Source organism: Streptosporangium brasiliense (assembly GCF_030811595.1).
Lineage (GTDB): Bacteria > Actinomycetota > Actinomycetes > Streptosporangiales > Streptosporangiaceae > Streptosporangium > Streptosporangium brasiliense.
Window position 1 is genome coordinate 532,042 of the sequence record NZ_JAUSRB010000001.1, and the last position, 17,148, is coordinate 549,189.

Annotated in this window: 19 protein-coding genes; 10 read left to right on the forward strand and 9 right to left on the reverse strand. The window is 71.7% G+C overall.

Features of this window, described 5'->3' with window-relative positions; genetic code table 11:
- Window positions 1–22: 22 nt before the first annotated feature.
- Complete coding sequence (locus tag J2S55_RS02380) at window positions 23–607, reverse strand: TetR/AcrR family transcriptional regulator (protein WP_306856941.1); 585 nt, start codon at window positions 605–607, stop codon at window positions 23–25.
- A gap of 68 nt (window positions 608–675) precedes the next feature.
- Here J2S55_RS02380 and tenA point away from each other — a divergent pair, with 68 nt between their 5' ends.
- Complete coding sequence (tenA, locus tag J2S55_RS02385) at window positions 676–1,341, forward strand: thiaminase II (RefSeq protein WP_306856942.1); 666 nt, start codon at window positions 676–678, stop codon at window positions 1,339–1,341.
- A 20-nt stretch (window positions 1,342–1,361) separates the two neighbouring features.
- Complete coding sequence (locus J2S55_RS02390) at window positions 1,362–2,906, forward strand: PucR family transcriptional regulator (protein WP_306856943.1); 1,545 nt, start codon at window positions 1,362–1,364, stop codon at window positions 2,904–2,906.
- A gap of 94 nt (window positions 2,907–3,000) precedes the next feature.
- Here the strand turns inward: J2S55_RS02390 and J2S55_RS02395 are convergent, their stop codons facing one another.
- The 7 genes from J2S55_RS02395 to J2S55_RS02425 form a co-directional block, all read right to left on the reverse strand.
- A complete protein-coding gene (locus J2S55_RS02395; protein ID WP_306856944.1) occupies window positions 3,001–4,002 on the reverse strand; it encodes an adenosine deaminase in 1,002 nt (333 codons plus the stop codon).
- Window positions 4,003–4,004: 2 nt separating this feature from the next.
- Window positions 4,005–5,753: an adenine deaminase gene (locus tag J2S55_RS02400; protein WP_306856945.1), complete on the reverse strand. Its 1,749-nt coding sequence runs from the start codon at window positions 5,751–5,753 to the stop codon at window positions 4,005–4,007.
- 28 nt (window positions 5,754–5,781) lie between these two features.
- Entirely contained in the window at window positions 5,782–7,143 is a 1,362-nt protein-coding gene (locus J2S55_RS02405) for a purine-cytosine permease family protein (RefSeq protein ID WP_306856947.1), read from the reverse strand.
- A 122-nt stretch (window positions 7,144–7,265) separates the two neighbouring features.
- Window positions 7,266–8,144, reverse strand: a complete 879-nt coding sequence (locus J2S55_RS02410; RefSeq protein WP_306856949.1) for a 1,4-dihydroxy-2-naphthoate polyprenyltransferase — start codon at window positions 8,142–8,144, stop codon at window positions 7,266–7,268.
- A gap of 81 nt (window positions 8,145–8,225) precedes the next feature.
- Window positions 8,226–8,837 carry a GNAT family N-acetyltransferase gene (locus J2S55_RS02415; RefSeq protein WP_306856950.1) on the reverse strand — a complete coding sequence of 204 codons (612 nt, stop codon included), beginning with the start codon at window positions 8,835–8,837 and terminating at the stop codon, window positions 8,226–8,228.
- Between the two features lie 132 nt (window positions 8,838–8,969).
- A complete protein-coding gene (locus tag J2S55_RS02420; RefSeq protein ID WP_306856952.1) occupies window positions 8,970–9,563 on the reverse strand; it encodes a CGNR zinc finger domain-containing protein in 594 nt (197 codons plus the stop codon).
- A 63-nt stretch (window positions 9,564–9,626) separates the two neighbouring features.
- Window positions 9,627–11,039 (reverse strand): aminotransferase-like domain-containing protein, encoded by a 1,413-nt coding sequence (locus J2S55_RS02425; RefSeq protein ID WP_306856953.1) that lies wholly within the window; start codon window positions 11,037–11,039, stop codon window positions 9,627–9,629.
- Here J2S55_RS02425 and J2S55_RS02430 point away from each other — a divergent pair.
- From J2S55_RS02430 to J2S55_RS02440, 3 genes are read left to right on the forward strand one after another with little or no spacing between them, the layout of a single operon-like run.
- Window positions 11,038–11,991, forward strand: a complete 954-nt coding sequence (locus tag J2S55_RS02430; RefSeq protein WP_306856954.1) for a DMT family transporter — start codon at window positions 11,038–11,040, stop codon at window positions 11,989–11,991. The genes J2S55_RS02425 and J2S55_RS02430 overlap by 2 nt on opposite strands.
- A 58-nt stretch (window positions 11,992–12,049) precedes the next feature.
- The gene (locus J2S55_RS02435) at window positions 12,050–13,072 is read left to right on the forward strand and encodes a hypothetical protein (protein WP_306856955.1); all 1,023 of its coding nucleotides are present in this window, start codon (window positions 12,050–12,052) and stop codon (window positions 13,070–13,072) included.
- A 5-nt stretch (window positions 13,073–13,077) separates the two neighbouring features.
- Window positions 13,078–13,794 carry a YoaK family protein gene (locus tag J2S55_RS02440; RefSeq protein ID WP_306856956.1) on the forward strand — a complete coding sequence of 239 codons (717 nt, stop codon included), beginning with the start codon at window positions 13,078–13,080 and terminating at the stop codon, window positions 13,792–13,794.
- Here the strand turns inward: J2S55_RS02440 and J2S55_RS02445 are convergent.
- Window positions 13,756–14,565, reverse strand: a complete 810-nt coding sequence (locus J2S55_RS02445) for an SGNH/GDSL hydrolase family protein (RefSeq protein ID WP_306856957.1) — start codon at window positions 14,563–14,565, stop codon at window positions 13,756–13,758. The two genes, J2S55_RS02440 and J2S55_RS02445, sit on opposite strands and share 39 nt — an antisense overlap.
- Before the next feature lie 491 nt (window positions 14,566–15,056).
- On the opposite strand from J2S55_RS02445, the gene J2S55_RS02450 reads away from it, so the two are divergent.
- The 5 genes from J2S55_RS02450 to J2S55_RS02470 all read left to right on the forward strand — a co-directional run bounded on the left by J2S55_RS02450 (window position 15,057) and on the right by J2S55_RS02470 (window position 17,133).
- Window positions 15,057–15,485 (forward strand): hypothetical protein, encoded by a 429-nt coding sequence (locus J2S55_RS02450; RefSeq protein WP_306856958.1) that lies wholly within the window; start codon window positions 15,057–15,059, stop codon window positions 15,483–15,485.
- Window positions 15,461–15,613, forward strand: coding sequence for a hypothetical protein (locus tag J2S55_RS02455; protein ID WP_306856959.1), 153 nt, complete (start codon window positions 15,461–15,463; stop codon window positions 15,611–15,613). Before J2S55_RS02450 ends, J2S55_RS02455 begins: the two co-directional genes overlap by 25 nt.
- Window positions 15,614–15,712: 99 nt before the next feature.
- Window positions 15,713–16,189: a peroxiredoxin gene (locus J2S55_RS02460; protein WP_306856961.1), complete on the forward strand. Its 477-nt coding sequence runs from the start codon at window positions 15,713–15,715 to the stop codon at window positions 16,187–16,189.
- A 126-nt stretch (window positions 16,190–16,315) separates the two neighbouring features.
- Entirely contained in the window at window positions 16,316–16,618 is a 303-nt protein-coding gene (locus tag J2S55_RS02465) for a putative quinol monooxygenase (RefSeq protein WP_306856963.1), read from the forward strand.
- A gap of 155 nt (window positions 16,619–16,773) precedes the next feature.
- A complete protein-coding gene (locus J2S55_RS02470) occupies window positions 16,774–17,133 on the forward strand; it encodes a type II toxin-antitoxin system RelE/ParE family toxin (protein ID WP_306856964.1) in 360 nt (119 codons plus the stop codon).
- Window positions 17,134–17,148 lie beyond the last annotated feature (15 nt).

Genomic DNA, 17,148 nt, shown 5'->3' on the forward strand with positions numbered 1-17,148 from the left:
TCGGGATGGACGACCGTGCTCGTCAGGAATGGATCACTGTGGCGAACACGACGCGCTTGAACCGCTCCAGGGGTTCGGGGGTCCGCTCGACCTTCATGCGGAGGATGGCGCCCTGCCATGAGGTGATCAGGAAGTCCGCCAGCTCCACGGCCGGCACGTCGAGCCGGATCTGACCGGCGGCCTCGGCCTCCAGCAGGCACCGCGCGAAAGGCTCCCGCCACTGGCTGAAGATCTCGGTGAGCCTGGCGCGGATCGCCTCGCTGTGCTCGGCCACCTCCAGGCTCATGTTCCCGATCAGGCAGCCGTGGTGCCAGCCGCGATCCTCAAGCCGGTCGGTGATCGCGTCGAAGTAGGCGCGCAGCCTTTCCAGCGGCCCGCTGCCGGCCCCCTCCACGGTCGCCGCCATGGTCGTGTGCACGTCGGCGAAGTAGCGGTCGAGAATCTCCAGCCCGAACGCCTCCTTGGAGGTGAAGTGATTGGTGAATGAGCCCTGCGGCACGCCCGCCGCGGAGGTGATGTCGCGCACTCCGGCGGCGTTGAACCCCCGGCGGCGCACCACCTCTAGGCCCTCGCGCAGGATCTGTTCCTTCTTCGATGGTCTGGCCACCCCTTCAATATGGACGACCGTATTAATTAAGTCAACCCCGCGGCGGCGATGCCGGTAGCATCGCTGGCGTGAGCCGGTTCCGTGATGAGTTGTGGCAGGTCGTCGAGGGTGTCTACGGCGAGATCCTGGTCCACCCGTTTCTCACGGGGCTGACCGACGGGACCCTGCCGCGTGAGGTCTTCCGGCACTTCGTGGTGCAGGAGACGCACTTCCTGCCCGACTACGCGCGGGCGCTGGCGGCCTGCGGGGTGCGGGCCGCCGACCCGGCCGTGGTGCAGCGCTTCGCCGCCGACGCGGCGCGCACGGTCGAGGTCGAGCACAGCCTCCACGTCGAGCTGCTGGCCGCGTTCGGGATGGACGAGGGCGACGCGCTCGGCGAGGGGGCCACTCCCACCACCGTCGGTTACGGCTCCTACCTGCTGCGAGCCTGCCACCTGGGCACCTTCCCCGAGGCGCTGGGCGCGATCGTGCCCTGTTACTGGATCTACGCGAAGGTCGGCGAGGAGCTGCTGAAGCAGTCGTCGCCCGACCCGCTCTACGCGTGGTGGATCGAGACCTACGGCAACGAGCACTACCAGGAGACCGTCGCCGGGGTGCTGGACCTGCTCGACGGGGTCGCCGCGGAGCTGCCCGAGACCGACCGGGGGAGGCTGTGCGAGCACGCGCTGACCACCGCGCGCTACGAGTGGCTGTTCTGGGACGCGGCGTGGCGGCGGGAGTCCTGGCCGGTCTGAGCCGCGGCTAACCTACTCGTATGCGCCTGCGGGACCTGTGCCAGGTCGATCACCTGGGGCTGAAGGTGCTCAGCGGCCACGATCTGCTCGACCGCCGGGTCCGTGGCGTCGCGACCACCGACCTGATCGAGCCGGGCCGCTTCCTCAAGGCCGGTGAGCTCGTCCTGACCGAGCTGACCTGGCACGACGGCCCCGAGTCCGCCGGGCGGTTCGTGGCGGCGCTGGTGGAGGCCGGGGTCGCCGCGCTCTGCTCCGGCACCGCGCTGAAGGTCCCGCCGGCCGACCTCATCGACGCCTGCGCCGACGCGGGGCTGCCGATGCTGGCGCTCGGCGTCGACGTCTCCTTCAGCGCGCTCACCGAATACGTGCTGCGCGCCCTGATCGACGAGTTCGGCTCCGCCCCGGGCCGGCCGTACGGCTCCCGCAGGAGGCTGGCCAGCACGCTCGTGGACGGCGGGAGCCTGAGCAAGGTCGTCACCACGGTGGCGGGGGAGCTGGACGTGCCCTGCTGGGTGATGTCGGCGACCGGCCGGGTGGTCGTGGGCTCGCAGCCGCTGCCGGCCGGGGCGGGTGGGCGGCTGGCGCACGCATTCCTGTCGGCGCGCTTCCTGCCCGGTACGGCGGCGCAGGCCGACGGCACGGTGCTGTCGGTGTTCCCGGTCAGCAAGGGGGCGCCGCACCGGATCGCCAACTGGTTCCTGGCCTACGCCGGGGAGCAGGTGCGGGCGGGCGGCGAGCACGAGGACCTGATCGTGGAGCTGGCCGCGCTGGTGGCCCTGGAGCGCTCCCGGCTGGAGGCGGCGCAGCGGATCGAGCGGCGGGTGCTGGACCAGCTCCTGGGACTGCTCGCCTCCGGCGACGCGAACCTGCCGGGCGTGGTCTCCCGGCTGCACACCCTGCACATCGAGACCGAGCACGGCCTGCTGGCCGTGGCGCTCGCGGTCGAGGGGGCCGACCGGGCCGAGGAGGTGGGCGTCGCCGTGCTCGACGAGCTGCTGCGCCCGCTGGCGCCGGGGGTGGCGACGGCGGTGGGCCGGGAGGCGGTCGCGCTCGTCCCGCTGGCGGGCAACACCGCCGCCGAGCTGACCGCCCACATGCTGGCCGGGGCGGCCACGCTGGAGGCCGGGCTGGGCCAGGCCCGGATCACGATCGGCGTCAGCAGCGTCACCACGGGACCGGCCGCGCTGAGCAGCCTGATCGAGGAGGCCCGGCACGCCCGCACGCTGGCCGAGCTGGGCGAGGGCCGGGTGTCGGCGATCACCGGCGCCGACGTCAGCTCCCACCGCTCGCTGATCGCGGCGATCCCGGGGGAGCTGCGCCGCTCGTTCCGGACGCGGCTGCTGGGGCCGCTGGAGGAGTATGACGCGGCCCACCAGACGGACCTGGTCGAGACGCTGGAGACGTTCCTGGAGGAGTCGGGTTCGTGGGCGGCGACCGCCGACCGGCTCCACGTCCACGTCAACACGTTGCGCTACCGGTTGAAGCGGATCGAGGAGCTGACCGGACGCTCGCTCAACGCCCTGGACGAGCGGGTCGACTTCCTGCTGGCGCTCAGGATGCGCTAGCCGTTCACGGCACGTCCTGAGCGCCCTGAGCGCCCTGAGCGGCGGCGCTCAGGGCGCGGGGGCGGGGGAGGTCCCGGGACGCGGGGCCGGAGCCTCAGGGAGCGGCGTAGGCGTCGAGTTCGGCGAGGTAGGCGTCCTTCAGGTGGCGGGGGAGCCAGGTGATCTCGAAGGCGTTCCGCTCCAGCTGGACGAGGTCCTCCCGGGAGAGGTCGAGCGCGTCGGCGAGGGCGATGAGGTTCTCCTGGACGTAGCCGCTGAAGTAGGCCGGGTCGTCGGAGTTGACCGTGACGCGCAGGCCGAGGTCGAGCATCCGGCGGATGGCGTCGTCCTTCATCGAGTCGGTCACGTAGCCGTTGGAGATCGGGCACACGGTCAGGCCGAGGCCCCGGGCCTTGATCGCCTCGACGAGCGCGGGGTCCTCCAGGGCGTTGACGCCGTGGTCGATGCGGTTGACGCCGATCTCCTCGATGGCCTGGCGGATGTGCTCGGTGGAGTTCTCCTGGTCGACGTCGCAGTGCATCGTCAGCAGGTAGCCCTCCTGCCGGGCCCGCTCGTAGACGGCCTTGAACTTGACCGGGGGGTTGCCCTTCTCGTCGGAGTCGAGGCCGACGCCCACGATCCACTCGCGGTAGGGAAGGGACTCCAGCAGCGTCGCCATGGCGTACTCCGCCTGGAAGTCGCGCAGGAAGCACATGATGAGCTGCGCCCTCACCCCGAGCTGGGTCTCGGCGTCGATCAGCGCCCGGCGCAGGCCGCGGATCACGAGGTCGAACGGCACGCCGCGCGAGGTGTGGGCCTGCGGGTCGAAGAAGATCTCCGCGTAGCGGACGTTCTGCGAGGCGGCCTTGCGCAGGTAGGCCATGGCCAGGTCGTAGAAGTCGGGCTCGGTGCGGAGCACGTCCATGCCCTCGTAGTAGATCTTCAGGAACGACGGCAGGTCGTCGAAGGAGTAGGCCGCCTTGATCTCCTCGACGGAGGCGTAGGGCAGCTCGATGCCGTTGCGCCCGGCGAGCTCGAACTTGAGCTCCGGCTCCAGGGTGCCCTCGATGTGCAGGTGGAGCTCACACTTGGGCAGGCCCTCGATGAAATCCGTCATTGTCAGCTCCAGGAGAGGATCGGGTCGATGACCTCAAGTTTGACGCAGTCCACCAGGCCGAGGTCGGTGATGGCGTAGTCGGGGATCGCGGTGATCGACAGGAAGAACAGATACATGAGCGGGGAGGGCAGCGCGCAGCCCAGCTCGCGGGCGAGGTCGTCCAGCCGGCTCTCGGCCTCGGCCATCTCCCCGGCCGGCAGGTCGGAGACGATGCCGCCGACCGGCAGCGGCAGCAGCTGCCGGACCTCGCCGTCCACGACGACGGCCTGGCCGCCGCCGGCCCCGGCGACCGTGTTGACGGCCAGGGCCATGTCGGAGCGGGAGGCGCCGACGCAGATGATGTTGTTGTCGTCGGGGGCGGCGCTGGTCGCGATGGCGCCCCTGGTGATGCCGTAGCCGCTGACCAGGGCGACCGGCCGGTTGGCGGTCTTGCCGTACCGCTCGACGACCGTGATGTAGAGCGCGTCCTGCTCCACGGACGGCTCCACGATCCCGCCGGAGACCGGGAGCGTGACGTCGTGCCGCTTGCGCACGAACACCTGCTCGGGGGTCATCCTCATGGTCAGCGCGGTGACCTCGGTGGCGCCCTCGGGGGCGCGCAGCACGATGTCGCCGGCGGTCAGCTCGGGGACGGGGAAGGGCCGCACCTCGCCACGGGAGGGGGGCGTGGAGGGAGTGATCATCGCGCCGTCCCTGGCGACCAGGGCGCCGCCCGCCACGACCTCGCGCACCCGGAAGTCCGCCAGGTCGTCCACGATCAGCACATCGGCGTACCGGCCGGGGGCGATGCTGCCGACCAGATGGTCGATCCGGTACATCTCCGCGCAGTTGACCGTGGCCATCTGGATCGCGGTCACCGGGTCCACGCCCGCCTTGACCGCCATCCGGACCAGCTTGTCCAGGTGGCCCCCGGCGAGCACGTCGGCGGCGTGCACGTCGTCGGTGCAGAAGGCCACCCGGCGCGCGCCGACCTGGGAGACGACCTTGATGTTCTCCTCCAGGAAGTGGGCGACGCTCGACTCGCGCACGATGGCGTAGATGCCCCGGCGGAGCTTGTCGAGCGTCTCCTCGGCGGAGTAGGACTCGTGGTCCAGGCGGATCCCGGCGGCGGCCAGGCCGCTGATGCGGCGCGGGTCCGACAGCGGGGCGCAGCCGAAGACTGGCAGCCGGTGCCGCTCGGCCAGGTCGAGCGCCTCCATGACGGCCTCGTCGCCGTGCTCGACGAACTCCTGCACGGTCTCCCAGATGCCGACGCACTCGGGCCATTCGTGGGCCTGGCGGTGCTCGGCCGGGCCGAAGGTGTGCCCGACGGTCGACTCCGGGACGGTGTAGGGGGCCTTGGCGGGCGCGCCCCACCAGACGCGCATGCCGGTCCGGGCGGCCTCGTCCAGGAAGCCCCGCACGCCGGGCAGGCCGTCCACCACGAGGATCTGGTCCAGGCCGGAGACGACGCTGGTGGTGCCGTAGGGGACGACCAGGTCGGCGAAGCTCGTCACCGAGAGCTTGCTGCACTCGATGTGCAGGTGGCCGTCGATCAGGCCGGGGACGAGATAGCCGCCCGCGGCGTCGATGATCTCCGTCTCCGGGCCCCGGGGGAGGTCGGGGCCGACGGCGGCGACGCGGGTGCCGCTGATGCCGATCTCGGCGGGGTAGGTCTCGCCGGTCAGCACGTTGACGAGGACGCCGTTGGTGATGATCGTGTCGGCGGGACGCCGCCCGTAGGCGACGTCGAGCAGGGTGCGGTCGACCATTTTCGCTGTGATGCCTTTCGGATCGGGGTCAGGCGGCGACGGGGACGGGGACGGGGCGGCGGTCGAGCGCGGCGTACACCAGGCCCGCCACGAGGAAGCCCGCGAAGATGCTGAAGTCGGAGCCGCCGGTGGCCTGGGAGAGCGGCCCGGTGAAGGCCGTGGAGTTGATCCAGAGCGCCGCCGCGACCATGCCCGTGACCTGCGCGGCGATGCCGTTCCAGCGGATGCCGCCGCTGCCGTGGTACGGCCCGCCGTCGGCGAACAGGCCCTCGGCGTCGTAGCGGCCCCGGCGCCGCAGCCAGTCGGTCAGGTAGATGCCCGCCCAGGGGGCCAGCCAGATGATCAGCAGGCCGAGGAAGGTGTTGAGCATCGTGTTGAAGGAGTCGGAGAACACCGCCACGCAGGTGATCGCGACACAGATCACCAGGTCGAGCACGACCGCGACGGACCGGCTCAGCCTGATCCCGGAGGCCTGCAGGTTCAGGCCGGAGGAGTAGAGGTCGGTGGTGTTGACCGCGAACAGCGTGACGATCGCCAGCAGCAGGTAGGGCACCACGAACCAGGACGGCAGCGCGCCGGGCAGGCCGGAGACCGGGTCGCCGGCGTCCTTGACCACGGTGGCGACGGCCGCGCCGAGCGTCATCAGCAGGATGTACGGCACGAGCCCGCCGAGCGTCGCGTAGCCGAAGACGGCCTTCTTGCTGGAGCCCGCCGGCAGGTAGCGCGAGTAGTCGCTGCCCAGCGGGGCCCACGACAGCCCGCCGGCCGACATCACCAGCGCCACCGCGATGGTGAACGTGGCGAAATCGGCGCCGTCGCCCGGGGTGACCTGCACCTTCGGCCCGATGAGCACACCCATGACGGCGAACATCGCGACGAACACCCAGGTGAAGTATTTCTGCGCCTTCATCACGGCGGCGTGCCCGATGAGCGGCAGCACGAGCTGGATCAGCGCCGCGACGACGATCACGGCGATCTTCAGGGCGGCGCTCTGGTCGGTGATCCCGGCCTGGTCGAGCAGGGCCAGCGAGGCGAAGGTGATCAGCACCATGCCGCCGGCCTCGAAGCCGACCATGTTGATCCAGCCGAAGAAGCTGAGCGCCCGGGCGCCCTTGGGGCCGAACGCGGCTCGGGAGACCGCCATCGTGGAGGTGCCGACCTCCGGGCCCTGCAGGCTGGTCAGGCCGACCAGCGGGAAGGCCAGCAGGTTGCCGATCACGATGGCCATGACGGCCTGCGGGAAGCTCAGGCCCAGGGAGACGACGACCGTGCCGTAGACCAGGGTGAAGATGCCGAGCGTGGTGCCGCTCCAGAGGAAGAGCAGATCACGCGGCCGGCCGTACCTCTCCGACGGCGAGACCAGCTCGATCCCGCGTTGCTCGACGGCCACGGAGCCTCCAACTTTGTCATTGAACATTCACGTTCAGTGAACCAAAGGGGAGGCCGTGCTCCTGTTGTCGAAGAGCACGAGTCTGGGGGAGCCCGCCTGTAGCGGTCTCCAAGGTGATCGTTCTACAGGGCCTGGAGCGCCAGGCCGGCGGTGAACAGCAGACCGTAGACGAGCTGGAAGCGGCCGGTCTGCTGGAGCGTGGCGATCAGGGCGGGACCGATGGCGCCCTGCCTGACGGCCCGCACCGGGGCGATCGCGAGCGGCGCGGCGAGCACGGCCAGCGCCGCGAACGGCTGCCACGGCGTCATGGCCGCCGCGATGACCAGGGGCAGGACCAGGCAGAGGGTGTAGAGCGTCCGGGTGCGGCTGTCGCCGAGCACCACGGCCATGGTGCGCTTGCCGGCCGGGCCGTCGGTGACGATGTCGCGCAGGTTGTTGACCACCAGCATCGCGCAGGCCAGCAGGCCCACCGGGACCGCGGCCGCCAGGGCCGTCCAGGGCAGCCGTTCGAGCTGCACGAACGTGGTGCCCGCCACCGCGACCAGGCCGAAGAAGACGAACACCGAGATCTCGCCGAGCGCGCGGTAGCCGTAGGGCCTGGAGCCGCCGGTGTAGAACCAGGCCGCCGCGATCGACACCGCGCCGACCAGCAGCAGCCACCACGCGCCGGTGGCCACGACCAGCACCAGCCCCGCCACCGCGGCGGCCAGGAAGCAGCCGAGGGCCGCGGCCAGGACCTCCCGGGGCGCGGCCGCCCCCGAGCCGACCAGGCGCATCGGGCCGACCCGCTCGTCGTCGGTGCCGCGCACGCCGTCGCTGTAGTCGTTGGCGTAGTTGACGCCGACCTGCAGGGCGAGCGCCACGAACAGGGCGAGCAGGGCCCGCCACCAGACCGCCCCGCCGTATCCGGCCGCGAGGCCGGTGCCGACGGCGACGGGGACGACGGCGGCGGGGAGGGTGCGCGGACGGGCTCCGGCGATCCACTGGCTCGGGGTGGCCATGGTGTTGCGGGTTCCTCTCGGACGGCCGCCGCCGGGCCGGGGGCCAGCCGATGGCGCTGGCTCCGGCCGGCGGCCGCGGTGCTAGCTGATGTCGGTGGCCAGGCGGATCATCCGCACCGGCCGGCCCATGTTGAGGACCCGTTCGGCTCCGTCCTCGCCCCAACCCGCCGACTCCAGGAACCCGAGCGGGCCGTGGTTGTCGGCGAACACCCACGTCACGATGGTGTGGTAGCCGTCGTCACGGAGGTAGTCGACCGTCGCGTTGAGCAGGCGGCTGCCGTGCCCGCGCCGGATGTGGTCGGGGTCCACCAGGAAGGTGAGCATCTCGGCGGTGGTGGTCGGGTCGAGGTCGGGATCCTCGGCGGGGGCGTGCGAGGCGAGGCCCACCACGCGTTCGGCGCCCCGCATCGCCGCGGCGGCCTCGATCCCGCCGGGGCCGAGGGCGGGGAAGGCGTCGGTGTCGAGGACGACCTGCTCCACCGCGACCAGCACACGGTGCCGCGAGGACGGCGGGGTGATGATCGCCTCGTCCCACTGGCGCCGCCACATCTCCTCGGCGGCCGGGCCGGTCATCTGCTCCAGCGGCCCCTCGGGCAGGAAGTCCCGATAGCCGTATTTCCAGGCGCGGATCTGGGTGCTCGTCACCGCGGCGACATCATCGTGCCGAGCCGCCCGCACGCCTACGTCTGCCATCTCGGCCCGCTCCTTCTCTGCCGTCTGCCGTCGCCTCAGGAAGCACTGTCTCGCGGGTCTCGTGCCACGCGAGCGGGCATCAGGCGGGTGGATCCCCGAGACAGGCTCCTACACCGTATCGGGGAATCCGACTCAGAGATGACGCGAGCCTGTCTCGGTCTGCCGGCGAGCCCGATATGCCCGAGTCTTGGTGCGGTTGCCGCAGACCCTCATGGAACACCAGGACCGCGAGCGGTTCTTGGAGGAGTCGATGAACGCCCACTGGCAGGTGCTCTCGGTGCACACCTTCAGCCTCGGCCACATCCCGTCGGCGTGCGCGCCCATCACCGCGGCCGCGATCCTGGCCAGCCCGCCGGGGACCCCGGCCGAGACCGGTTCGAGGACGGGGCCGGCGGCCGTCAGGGTGACCCGCAGGGGGAGGGCGGCGAAGGAGGGGGGCGGCTCGGGCTCGCGGGCGCGACCGCCGTGGTCGTGGTCTCCGGAGCCCTCGTGGTCGCGGCCGTCGCGGGCGCGGCCGTCGTGGTTGCGGCGCAATGCCTCGCGCAGGGCCTCGCGCAGGTCGACGGCCAGGGCGAGGTCGGCGTCGTCGGCCGTCTCTCCCGGTCCGATCAGATCCCGCCGGCCGAGCCAGGCGGCCAGCGCGGCGGGGGACGGGATCGCGTCGGCCCCGCTCTCGACGTCGTAGCTGTTGACGAAGTCGCACACCAGGTCGGAAGGGCTGTTCATCTGTTCGGTCACCTCTCCGTAACCACTGTATGTCATTAGGGGGTGGTGTTCAGTGAGACGCCGTCATAATGCTTTGAGCGGTGTCTGTTCGACCGCCGTCGCCAGCCGCCGGACCCCCTCGGCCAGCTCCGCCAGGTGGACGGCCGAGGAGTGGGTCACCCGGATGTGGGGGCCCGGAGGCTCGGCCGGGTAGTAGATGCGTCCCGGGCTCACCAGCACGCCCGCCCGCCGGGCCGTCTCCACCACGGCGTCCTCGTCACGGTCGGGCGGCAGCCGTACCCACAGGTGCAGGCCGCCCCTGGGGACGAGATGGATCTCGGCGGCGGGCAGCCGGGCGGCCAGCGCGGCGGCGAGCGCGTCCCGGCGGACCGTCAGCTCGGCGCCCACCGCGGCCAGGTGGCGCCGCCAGGCGGGCGAGCCGACGAACTCCAGCGCCGTCTCCTGCAGCGGCCTGGCCACGAAGAACGACTCCACCACCTGGCTCGCCCGCAGCCGCCGCGCCGCCGGGCCCCGGGCGACGACCCCGGCGACCCGCATGCTGGGCGACAGGACCTTGCTGAGCGAGTTGACGTGCACGACCGTGCCGTGGGCGTCCAGCGTGACCATCGGCGGCGGGGCGGGGGCGGCGGTGAAGTATCGGGCGTAGTCGTCCTCGACGACGAACGCCCCCGCCGCCCGGGCGATCGCGAGCACCTGCCGGCGCCGTTCGAGCGTGAGGGTCGCGCCGGTGGGATTGTGCAGGGTCGGCTGGCAGAAGAAGACCCGCGCGCCCGTGACGGCGAACGCCTCCGCCAGCAGCTCGGGCCGGACCCCGTCGCGGTCCGTCGGCACGGCCGTCGCCCGCAGTCCGGCCGCCCGGGCGGCGGCGAGCGCGCCCGGGTAGGTCGGGGTCTCGACGAGGACGGGGGTGTCCGGGGCGGCCAGGGCGCGGAAGGCGTGGGTGAGGGCGGACTGGCCGCCGCTGACGACGAGGACGTCCGAGGCGGTGACGCCGCCGCCCACCTCCCGGGCGAACCACCCGCGCAGCTCGGCCAGGCCGGTCAGCGGTGGCAGCTCCCAGGCGCCGGGGCGGCGCAGCGCGCGGGAGGCGGCCGCCGACAGGGCCCTGGCGGGGCGCAGGGCCGGGGTGAGATAGCCGCCGGTGAGCGGGATGACGCCGTCCGGCGGGGAGGCCAGCAGGCCGCTCACCGTGGCGTCGTCCACCACCCGGTCGCCCAGCGCCACCGTCTGCCAGGACAGGTCCGCCGTGTCGCCGGAGCGGGGGGTCGCGGGGGCGACGTAGGTGCCGCTGCCGGGCCTGATGACCACCCGTCCCTCGGCGGCGAGCTGGCCGAGCGCCCGTGAGACCGTCACCGGGCTCACGCCGTGCAGCCGCATGAGCTCCCGGCTCGACGGCAGCCTGTCCCCGGGCCGCAGGCGCTCTGTCACCTCCCGGATGATGGCCGCCAGACGGACGATACTGCTATCGTCATTCATGATGAATAAGAGTAGCGCTATTGTCCCGAATCGAGTAGCGGTCGCCCCGGTTGCGGGCGTCGGGACCGGTCCGTCCGCCTCTCCGGGCACGGCGTGGCGCGGGACCCTGCTGGCCGGCCTCGGCGTGCTGTCGTTCTCGGGATCCTTCCCGGCGACGGTCTTCGCGATGGAGGGGTTCGACCCCTATCTCGTGGCGATCGGCCGCGCCGCGGTGGCCGCGGCGGCGGCGCTGACCTTCCTGCTGGTGGCCCGGGGGCCGCTGCTGCCGCCCAGGTCCCACCTGCGGTCCTACCTCGTCATCGCGGCCGGCGTGGTGTTCGGCTTCCCCGTATTCAGCGGGCTGGCGCTCGACGCCGGGGCCAGCACCTCCCACGCCGCGGTGGTCATCGGGCTCCTGCCCGCCGCCACCGCCGCCTGCGCCGTGCTGCGGGGCGGGGAGCGGCCCAGGCCGCTGTTCTGGGTGGCCTGCGGCCTGGGGGCCGTGGCGATCACGGCCTTCACCGTCAGCCGCGGCGGCGGCCACGTCACCGGGGCCGACCTGCTCCTGGTGGGCGCGCTGCTGTCGGCCGCGGTCGGCTACACCGAGGGCGGCCGCCTGGCCCGCGAGACCCCCGGCTGGCGGGTGATCTCCTACGCCCTCGTCGTCGCCGCGCCGCTCACCGTCCCCCTGACGGTCGCGCTGGCGCTGACCACGGACCCGCGGCCCAGCGCGGTGTCGCTGGCCGGATCCGCCTATGTGGGGCTGGTCTCGATGTTCCTCGGCTTCATCCCCTGGTACGCGGGCCTGGCCGCGGGCGGGATCGCCCGGGCCGGGCAGACCCAGCTCGTGCAGCCGCTGCTGACGCTGCTGTGGGCGTGGCTCCTGCTGGACGAGCGGTTCGGCCCGGTGACGGTCGCGGCCGCGCTGGCCGTGCTCGTGTGTGTCGCCATGAGCCAGCGGGCACGCTCTTGAAGGATGTGACATCCAGGCGCAGGATGTGAGCTGTAGCTGTCACAAAAGGGGTGAAAGCATGGCGGACCTATCGATTCCCGAAGGTGGCTTCTGGCCCGCTCCGGAGATCCCCCAGCCGAACATCTACCCGATGGAGTGGCGGGTCGAGACGGACAAGCTGGCGGCCATCTACGAGAAGTCCAAGCGCATGGTCTGGAACCCCGCCGACCTGCCCTGGGACGGCCTCGACCCGGACGACTTCACCCCCGAACAGCGCCTGGGGATCATGTACTGGTTCGCCGTGCTGGCCAACTTCGACGCCTCGGGCCCGGCCGTCTTCGCCCGGGCCACCATCCAGGCGTTCGAGAAGCACGAGGAGGATCCGGTCCGCAAGTGCTTCTTCTCGATCACACGTGACGAGATGAACCACGAGGAGTGCTGCCAGCGCACCATCGCCAAACTCTGGCCGGGCGGGCCGCTCGACTGGAGCCCCGCCACCGACCTGGAGAGGGCCGCCCACAACAACATCGGCTGGCTCTACCACAACGGCGGCCGCTACTGGACGGGCTACAGCGGCGCGGTCGGCAAATACACCCTGCCGGTGCTGTTCACCAGCTTCATGATGGGCGAGATGGCCGCCTCCACCCTGTTCCGCGGGATGGCCACCGGCACCACCCACCCGGTCTTCGGCGAGATGTTCCAGCGCATCGGCCGTGACGAGTCGCGCCATCTCCAGATCTGCATGACCATCCTGGAGAACGAGTGGCCCGGCCTCACCGACGACACCCGCACGCTGATCACCCGCCAGCTCCGCGCCGGGTTCGTCTTCCTCTCCATGATCCTCTGGGAGCCGCCGGGCGGCTTCTGGGAGCTGCCCCCCTACTTCCTGCACAACCACCGCGTCCTGATGGACCACGCCCGCGACGCCGGACTCGGCGTGCTCTCCTACGAGGAGCAGGCCGACAACTGGCGCGTGGCGATGGCCCGGATCCGCGCCATCGTGGAGCGCTGGGGCATCGAGTTCCCCGCCATCCCCGAGCTCGACATCGAAGGCGTCGAGGTCGACTTCCTCGACCCCGAGGACATCATCCCGGTCTTCTGACCCCGGTGACCACCATCGGCGGCGGAGCGGCCGCGGCGGCGCGGCGGTGGAGCTACGCCGTCCTGGTCCTGCTGACCCTGGCGGCGGGCGCGATGGACGCGGTCGCCTTCCTGGCGCTCGGAGGCGTCTTCACCGCCAACATGACCGGCAACCTGATCCTCGTGGCCCTCGTCGGCGGCGAGGACTGGCAGCTCCGCGCGGTGCGTTCGGGCACCGCGTGCGTGATCTTCTGTGTCGGGCTCCTCGCCGGTTTCGCGGCGCCCGGACGCGGCCGGCCGGGCGAGGCGTGGCCGCCGGCCGTCACCGGCCTGCTCCGGGCCTGCCTCGCGCTCCACGCCGTCTTCCTCGCCGGCTGGATGCTCTGCGACGCCGTACCCGGAGCGGCCTGGACGCTCCCGCTGATCGCGGTGGCCTCCTGCGCCATGGGCCTGCAGGCGGCCGCGGCCCGGCGCGTCGACGTCGCCGGCATCACCGCCACCTTCGTCACCGGCACCCTCACCTCGCTGATGCGCTCGCTGGCCGGGCGTAGCACCGTCGACGCCGCGCACCGCGCGGTGGTCGTCCTGGCCCTCGTCGCCGGCGCGCTCTGCGCCGCGCTCCTGCTGCGCCTCGCGCCGCTCTGCGCGGGCGCGCTGCCGCTGCTGTTCACGCTCCTCGCGCTCGCCACGGTCGCGGCGGGCCGGTCAGCCCGCCGCGGAGGCGACGGCCGGCAGGTAGCCTGAGGACTGCCCACGCTTGTTCGGGTGGTAGGACTGCCAGGCGTCGTCCGGCGTGATGCGGGTGACCCACTCCCGGCCGATCCCGCCGAGGGCGCACACCCCGTGCCCGGCGAAGGCCTCACGCACGTCGACGTAGTGGAAGCCGGCGCTGCCGGCCTGCTCCCGGATGACCGCGTTGACATGGTCGGCGAGCTGGTTCACGCCCCTGCGCCGCCACTCGGCGACGGCGCAGTCAGGGGTGTGGTCCGGCTCGAACAGCCGCGGGTAGCCGACGACGAGGACCTCCGCCTCCGGGGCGGCCGCACGGACGGCCCGGTAGGTCCAGGCGAGTTTGCCGGGGAGCTCCTGCTCGGTGAACCGGCCGGCGTCGCCGAGGGCGCGCTCGCAGTCCCCGGCGTCGCCGTCGGCCACGACGCAGTCGACGACGGCCGCCTCGAAGCCGGCGTCGTCGCCGCCGATCGTGAGGGTGACCAGAGTGGTGTCATCGCTCAGGGCGTCGGGGATCTGCCTGTACACCACGTCGTCGGTGACCGCGCCGCCGCAGGCGCCGTACTCGAAGGTGTCGGGGCGTTGGGCGCGGGCCCACAGGACCGGGTAGGAGTTGGCGCTGCGACGGCACAGCCCGCTGTCGGGGTCGTAGTCCCCGGCGCCGGAACCGGAGGAGAAGGAATCTCCCAGAGCCGCGTAGTGCTCCGCCACGACGGGTCCGGCGGAGGCGGCGCCGGAGGCGATCAGAGGGGTGGTGGCAAGGATTGCGAGAAACTGGTGACGCACGGGATTCTCCTGTGACCAATGCGAGTGATCATAACGATCATCAATGTATTCGTCACTTTGCGCCGCGTCGCCTGGGCGCGCGGGCGGAGCGGCGGCCCGCCGCCGCGGAGAACGGATCCGCCGGATCGGGCGCCGCGCGAGAACCGGGGCGGCGTCGATCACCCGACGCGCGGAACCGGTTTTATCTGATTAATTTTCCGGCAAATTCATCGTCAAATATCTTCCGCCCCGACGGCGTGCCGGGTGATCGGTCGAAGTACCTTCCAGGCCAGTTGAGAGGCCCGATCGGGCGATGTCCGGCTCCCTTGGGGGTTTCCGCGGCCCGCGGCCGTGCGCCGACGGCCACCCGGCTCGTCGGACATGGGTGTCGGCGGAAACTCAAGAACGCGCAAAAGGCAGTTATGCTTTCGTGTACTAGGAAATCCTGACATGTCAACCGAATCGGGGCAAATCAAAACAGGTGACAGTGCCTGTCATCGAAAGGTCGATCAATGAACAACGACGCCGTGTGGGTACGGGGCGTAACGGGCATACAACTGCACCACACCACAGACCTCCAGGACGCCGGCCGGTTTCTCGGCAATGCGGTGATGGCACTGCGGGCCGCGCACGTACGGACCGGTGACGACCGGTACTCCGGCCTCGCCGCTCAGATCAAGACCATGGTGGCGGAGGCGCGGGTGCTGGAGAGCCAGGCCCGGACGAGCATGGAGGGGCTGCACTCGGCGGATCCCGAGCGGTTCGTCCGCTGCCGCGACGGCGAGGAGCCCTGGCCCGACGAGATCCAGCCGGGATTCGTCCCGCGCCACACCTGCAGGGACCAGTGCCTGTACCACGACCACGATGTCCTGGACGCCATCCTGCAGTGCATCTGCGGGCGGCCCCCGTGCCGGGCGTGCGCCATCGACGGCCCGGCCTGAGCCGGACCCGCGCCGGGTCCGGCGGCGGGCACGGCGCGCCCCGGCCGCCGTTCACCCCGATGCCCGCCTACGGCCTGACCGGGCGGGTCCGCGGCGATGAGAACGCCGGGGAACTGTTCCTGGAGTGACGATCTCTCCCACAATGGGGGTCGGGACACCAGCCCCGGTCCCGTCGCCCGCGGAGTTTCCGGGTGGGGAGGCTCTTCGGTGACACAGGAGGAAATGTCGTGAGTGGAAGTCCCGCGGTCGGAGACGTGGTCGAGGATTTCGAGCTTCTCGACCAGACCGGGACCCCGCGCAGGCTCACCGATCTCCTGGCGGACGGCCCGGTGGTGCTGTTCTTCTACCCGGCCGCCATGACGTCGGGGTGCACGGCCGAGAGCTGCCACTTCCGGGACCTGGCCGACGAGTTCGCCGCGGTGGGGGCGGTCCGGGTCGGGATCAGCCGCGACGCGGTCGACCGGCAGCGGCGCTTCGCCGAGACCTATGAGCTGGGCTTCCCCCTGCTGTCGGACCCCGACGGCACCGTCGCCCGGCGGTTCGGCGCCCGGCGCAGCATCGCGGTGGGCCCCTTCCTCACCCGCCGCATGACCTTCGTCGTCGACGTGGACCACCGTCTCCTCGAAGTGATCCACAGTGAGACCGGCATGCAGGCCCACGCCGACCGGGCCCTGGAAGTCTTGCGATCACGGGCCGGAGCGTGACCTGGCGGGGACGGTCACGCCTTTTTGCGTAGAGGTCCCAGGACAGCGCGCGGTGTAGCCGTGACCCAGCGCCGGAGACGCTCAGGGGAGACAGCCGAACCTTCCCTGGATCCGGCAGGAGGATGCATGGTCAGCCTGGGATTTCTCGTTCCGCTCGAAGCCAAGCCCGGCAAGGAGGCGGAGGTGGAGCGCTTCCTCGACGAGGCGCTCCATCTCGCCGAGGCGGAGCCCGAGACCGTCGCCTGGTTCGCGATCCGCCTGAGCCCGTCGCTCTACGCCATCGTCGACTTCTTCCCCGACGAGTCCGGCCGTGAGACCCACCTGTCCGGCGAGGTCGCCAAGGCCCTCATGGAGAAGGCTCCGGACCTCTTCGAGAAGGCGCCGAACATCATCAGGACCAACGTCATCGCCGCCAAACTGCCGGGGTAGCCCCCGGCGGAAGCCCCGCCGTCGGTGACCGGCCCGGTGCCGCCGTGCCCCGCGTCACGCCGCGTGCGGACGCGTCGATGCGTGCCGGGGCCGGGACGGAGCGTTACATTCGGCACCTCGGTCTCGATCGGCGCGGCCATGGGACGGGGGCGGGTGTGGACAAGCCGGAGGCCACCTGGCTGCTGTACGTGTCCGCCTCCGGCGAGCCCGTGGTCAGCAAGGAGGTCCGCAAGGTCCTGGGGGGCGGTCCTCCGCTGAAGGAGCTCGGCGCGTTGATGACGCGGATCCAGCTCGGGAAGGCGCTGCCCCGCGACACCGGCTCCCTGGGCGGGGGGCTGTACGAGGCCCGGCTGAGCCACGAGGGGACGGAATACCGGCTCTACTACGCCCTCGGCCCGCAGCGGGAGCACGTGCTTCTCGGGCTCGCCTTCCACAAGAAGGGCGGGCGGGGCGCTCAGGACCGGGTCAAGGAGCTTGCCGGGAGGCGGCTGGCCGACTGGCTGCGGAGGATATAAGGTTGAACCGATACG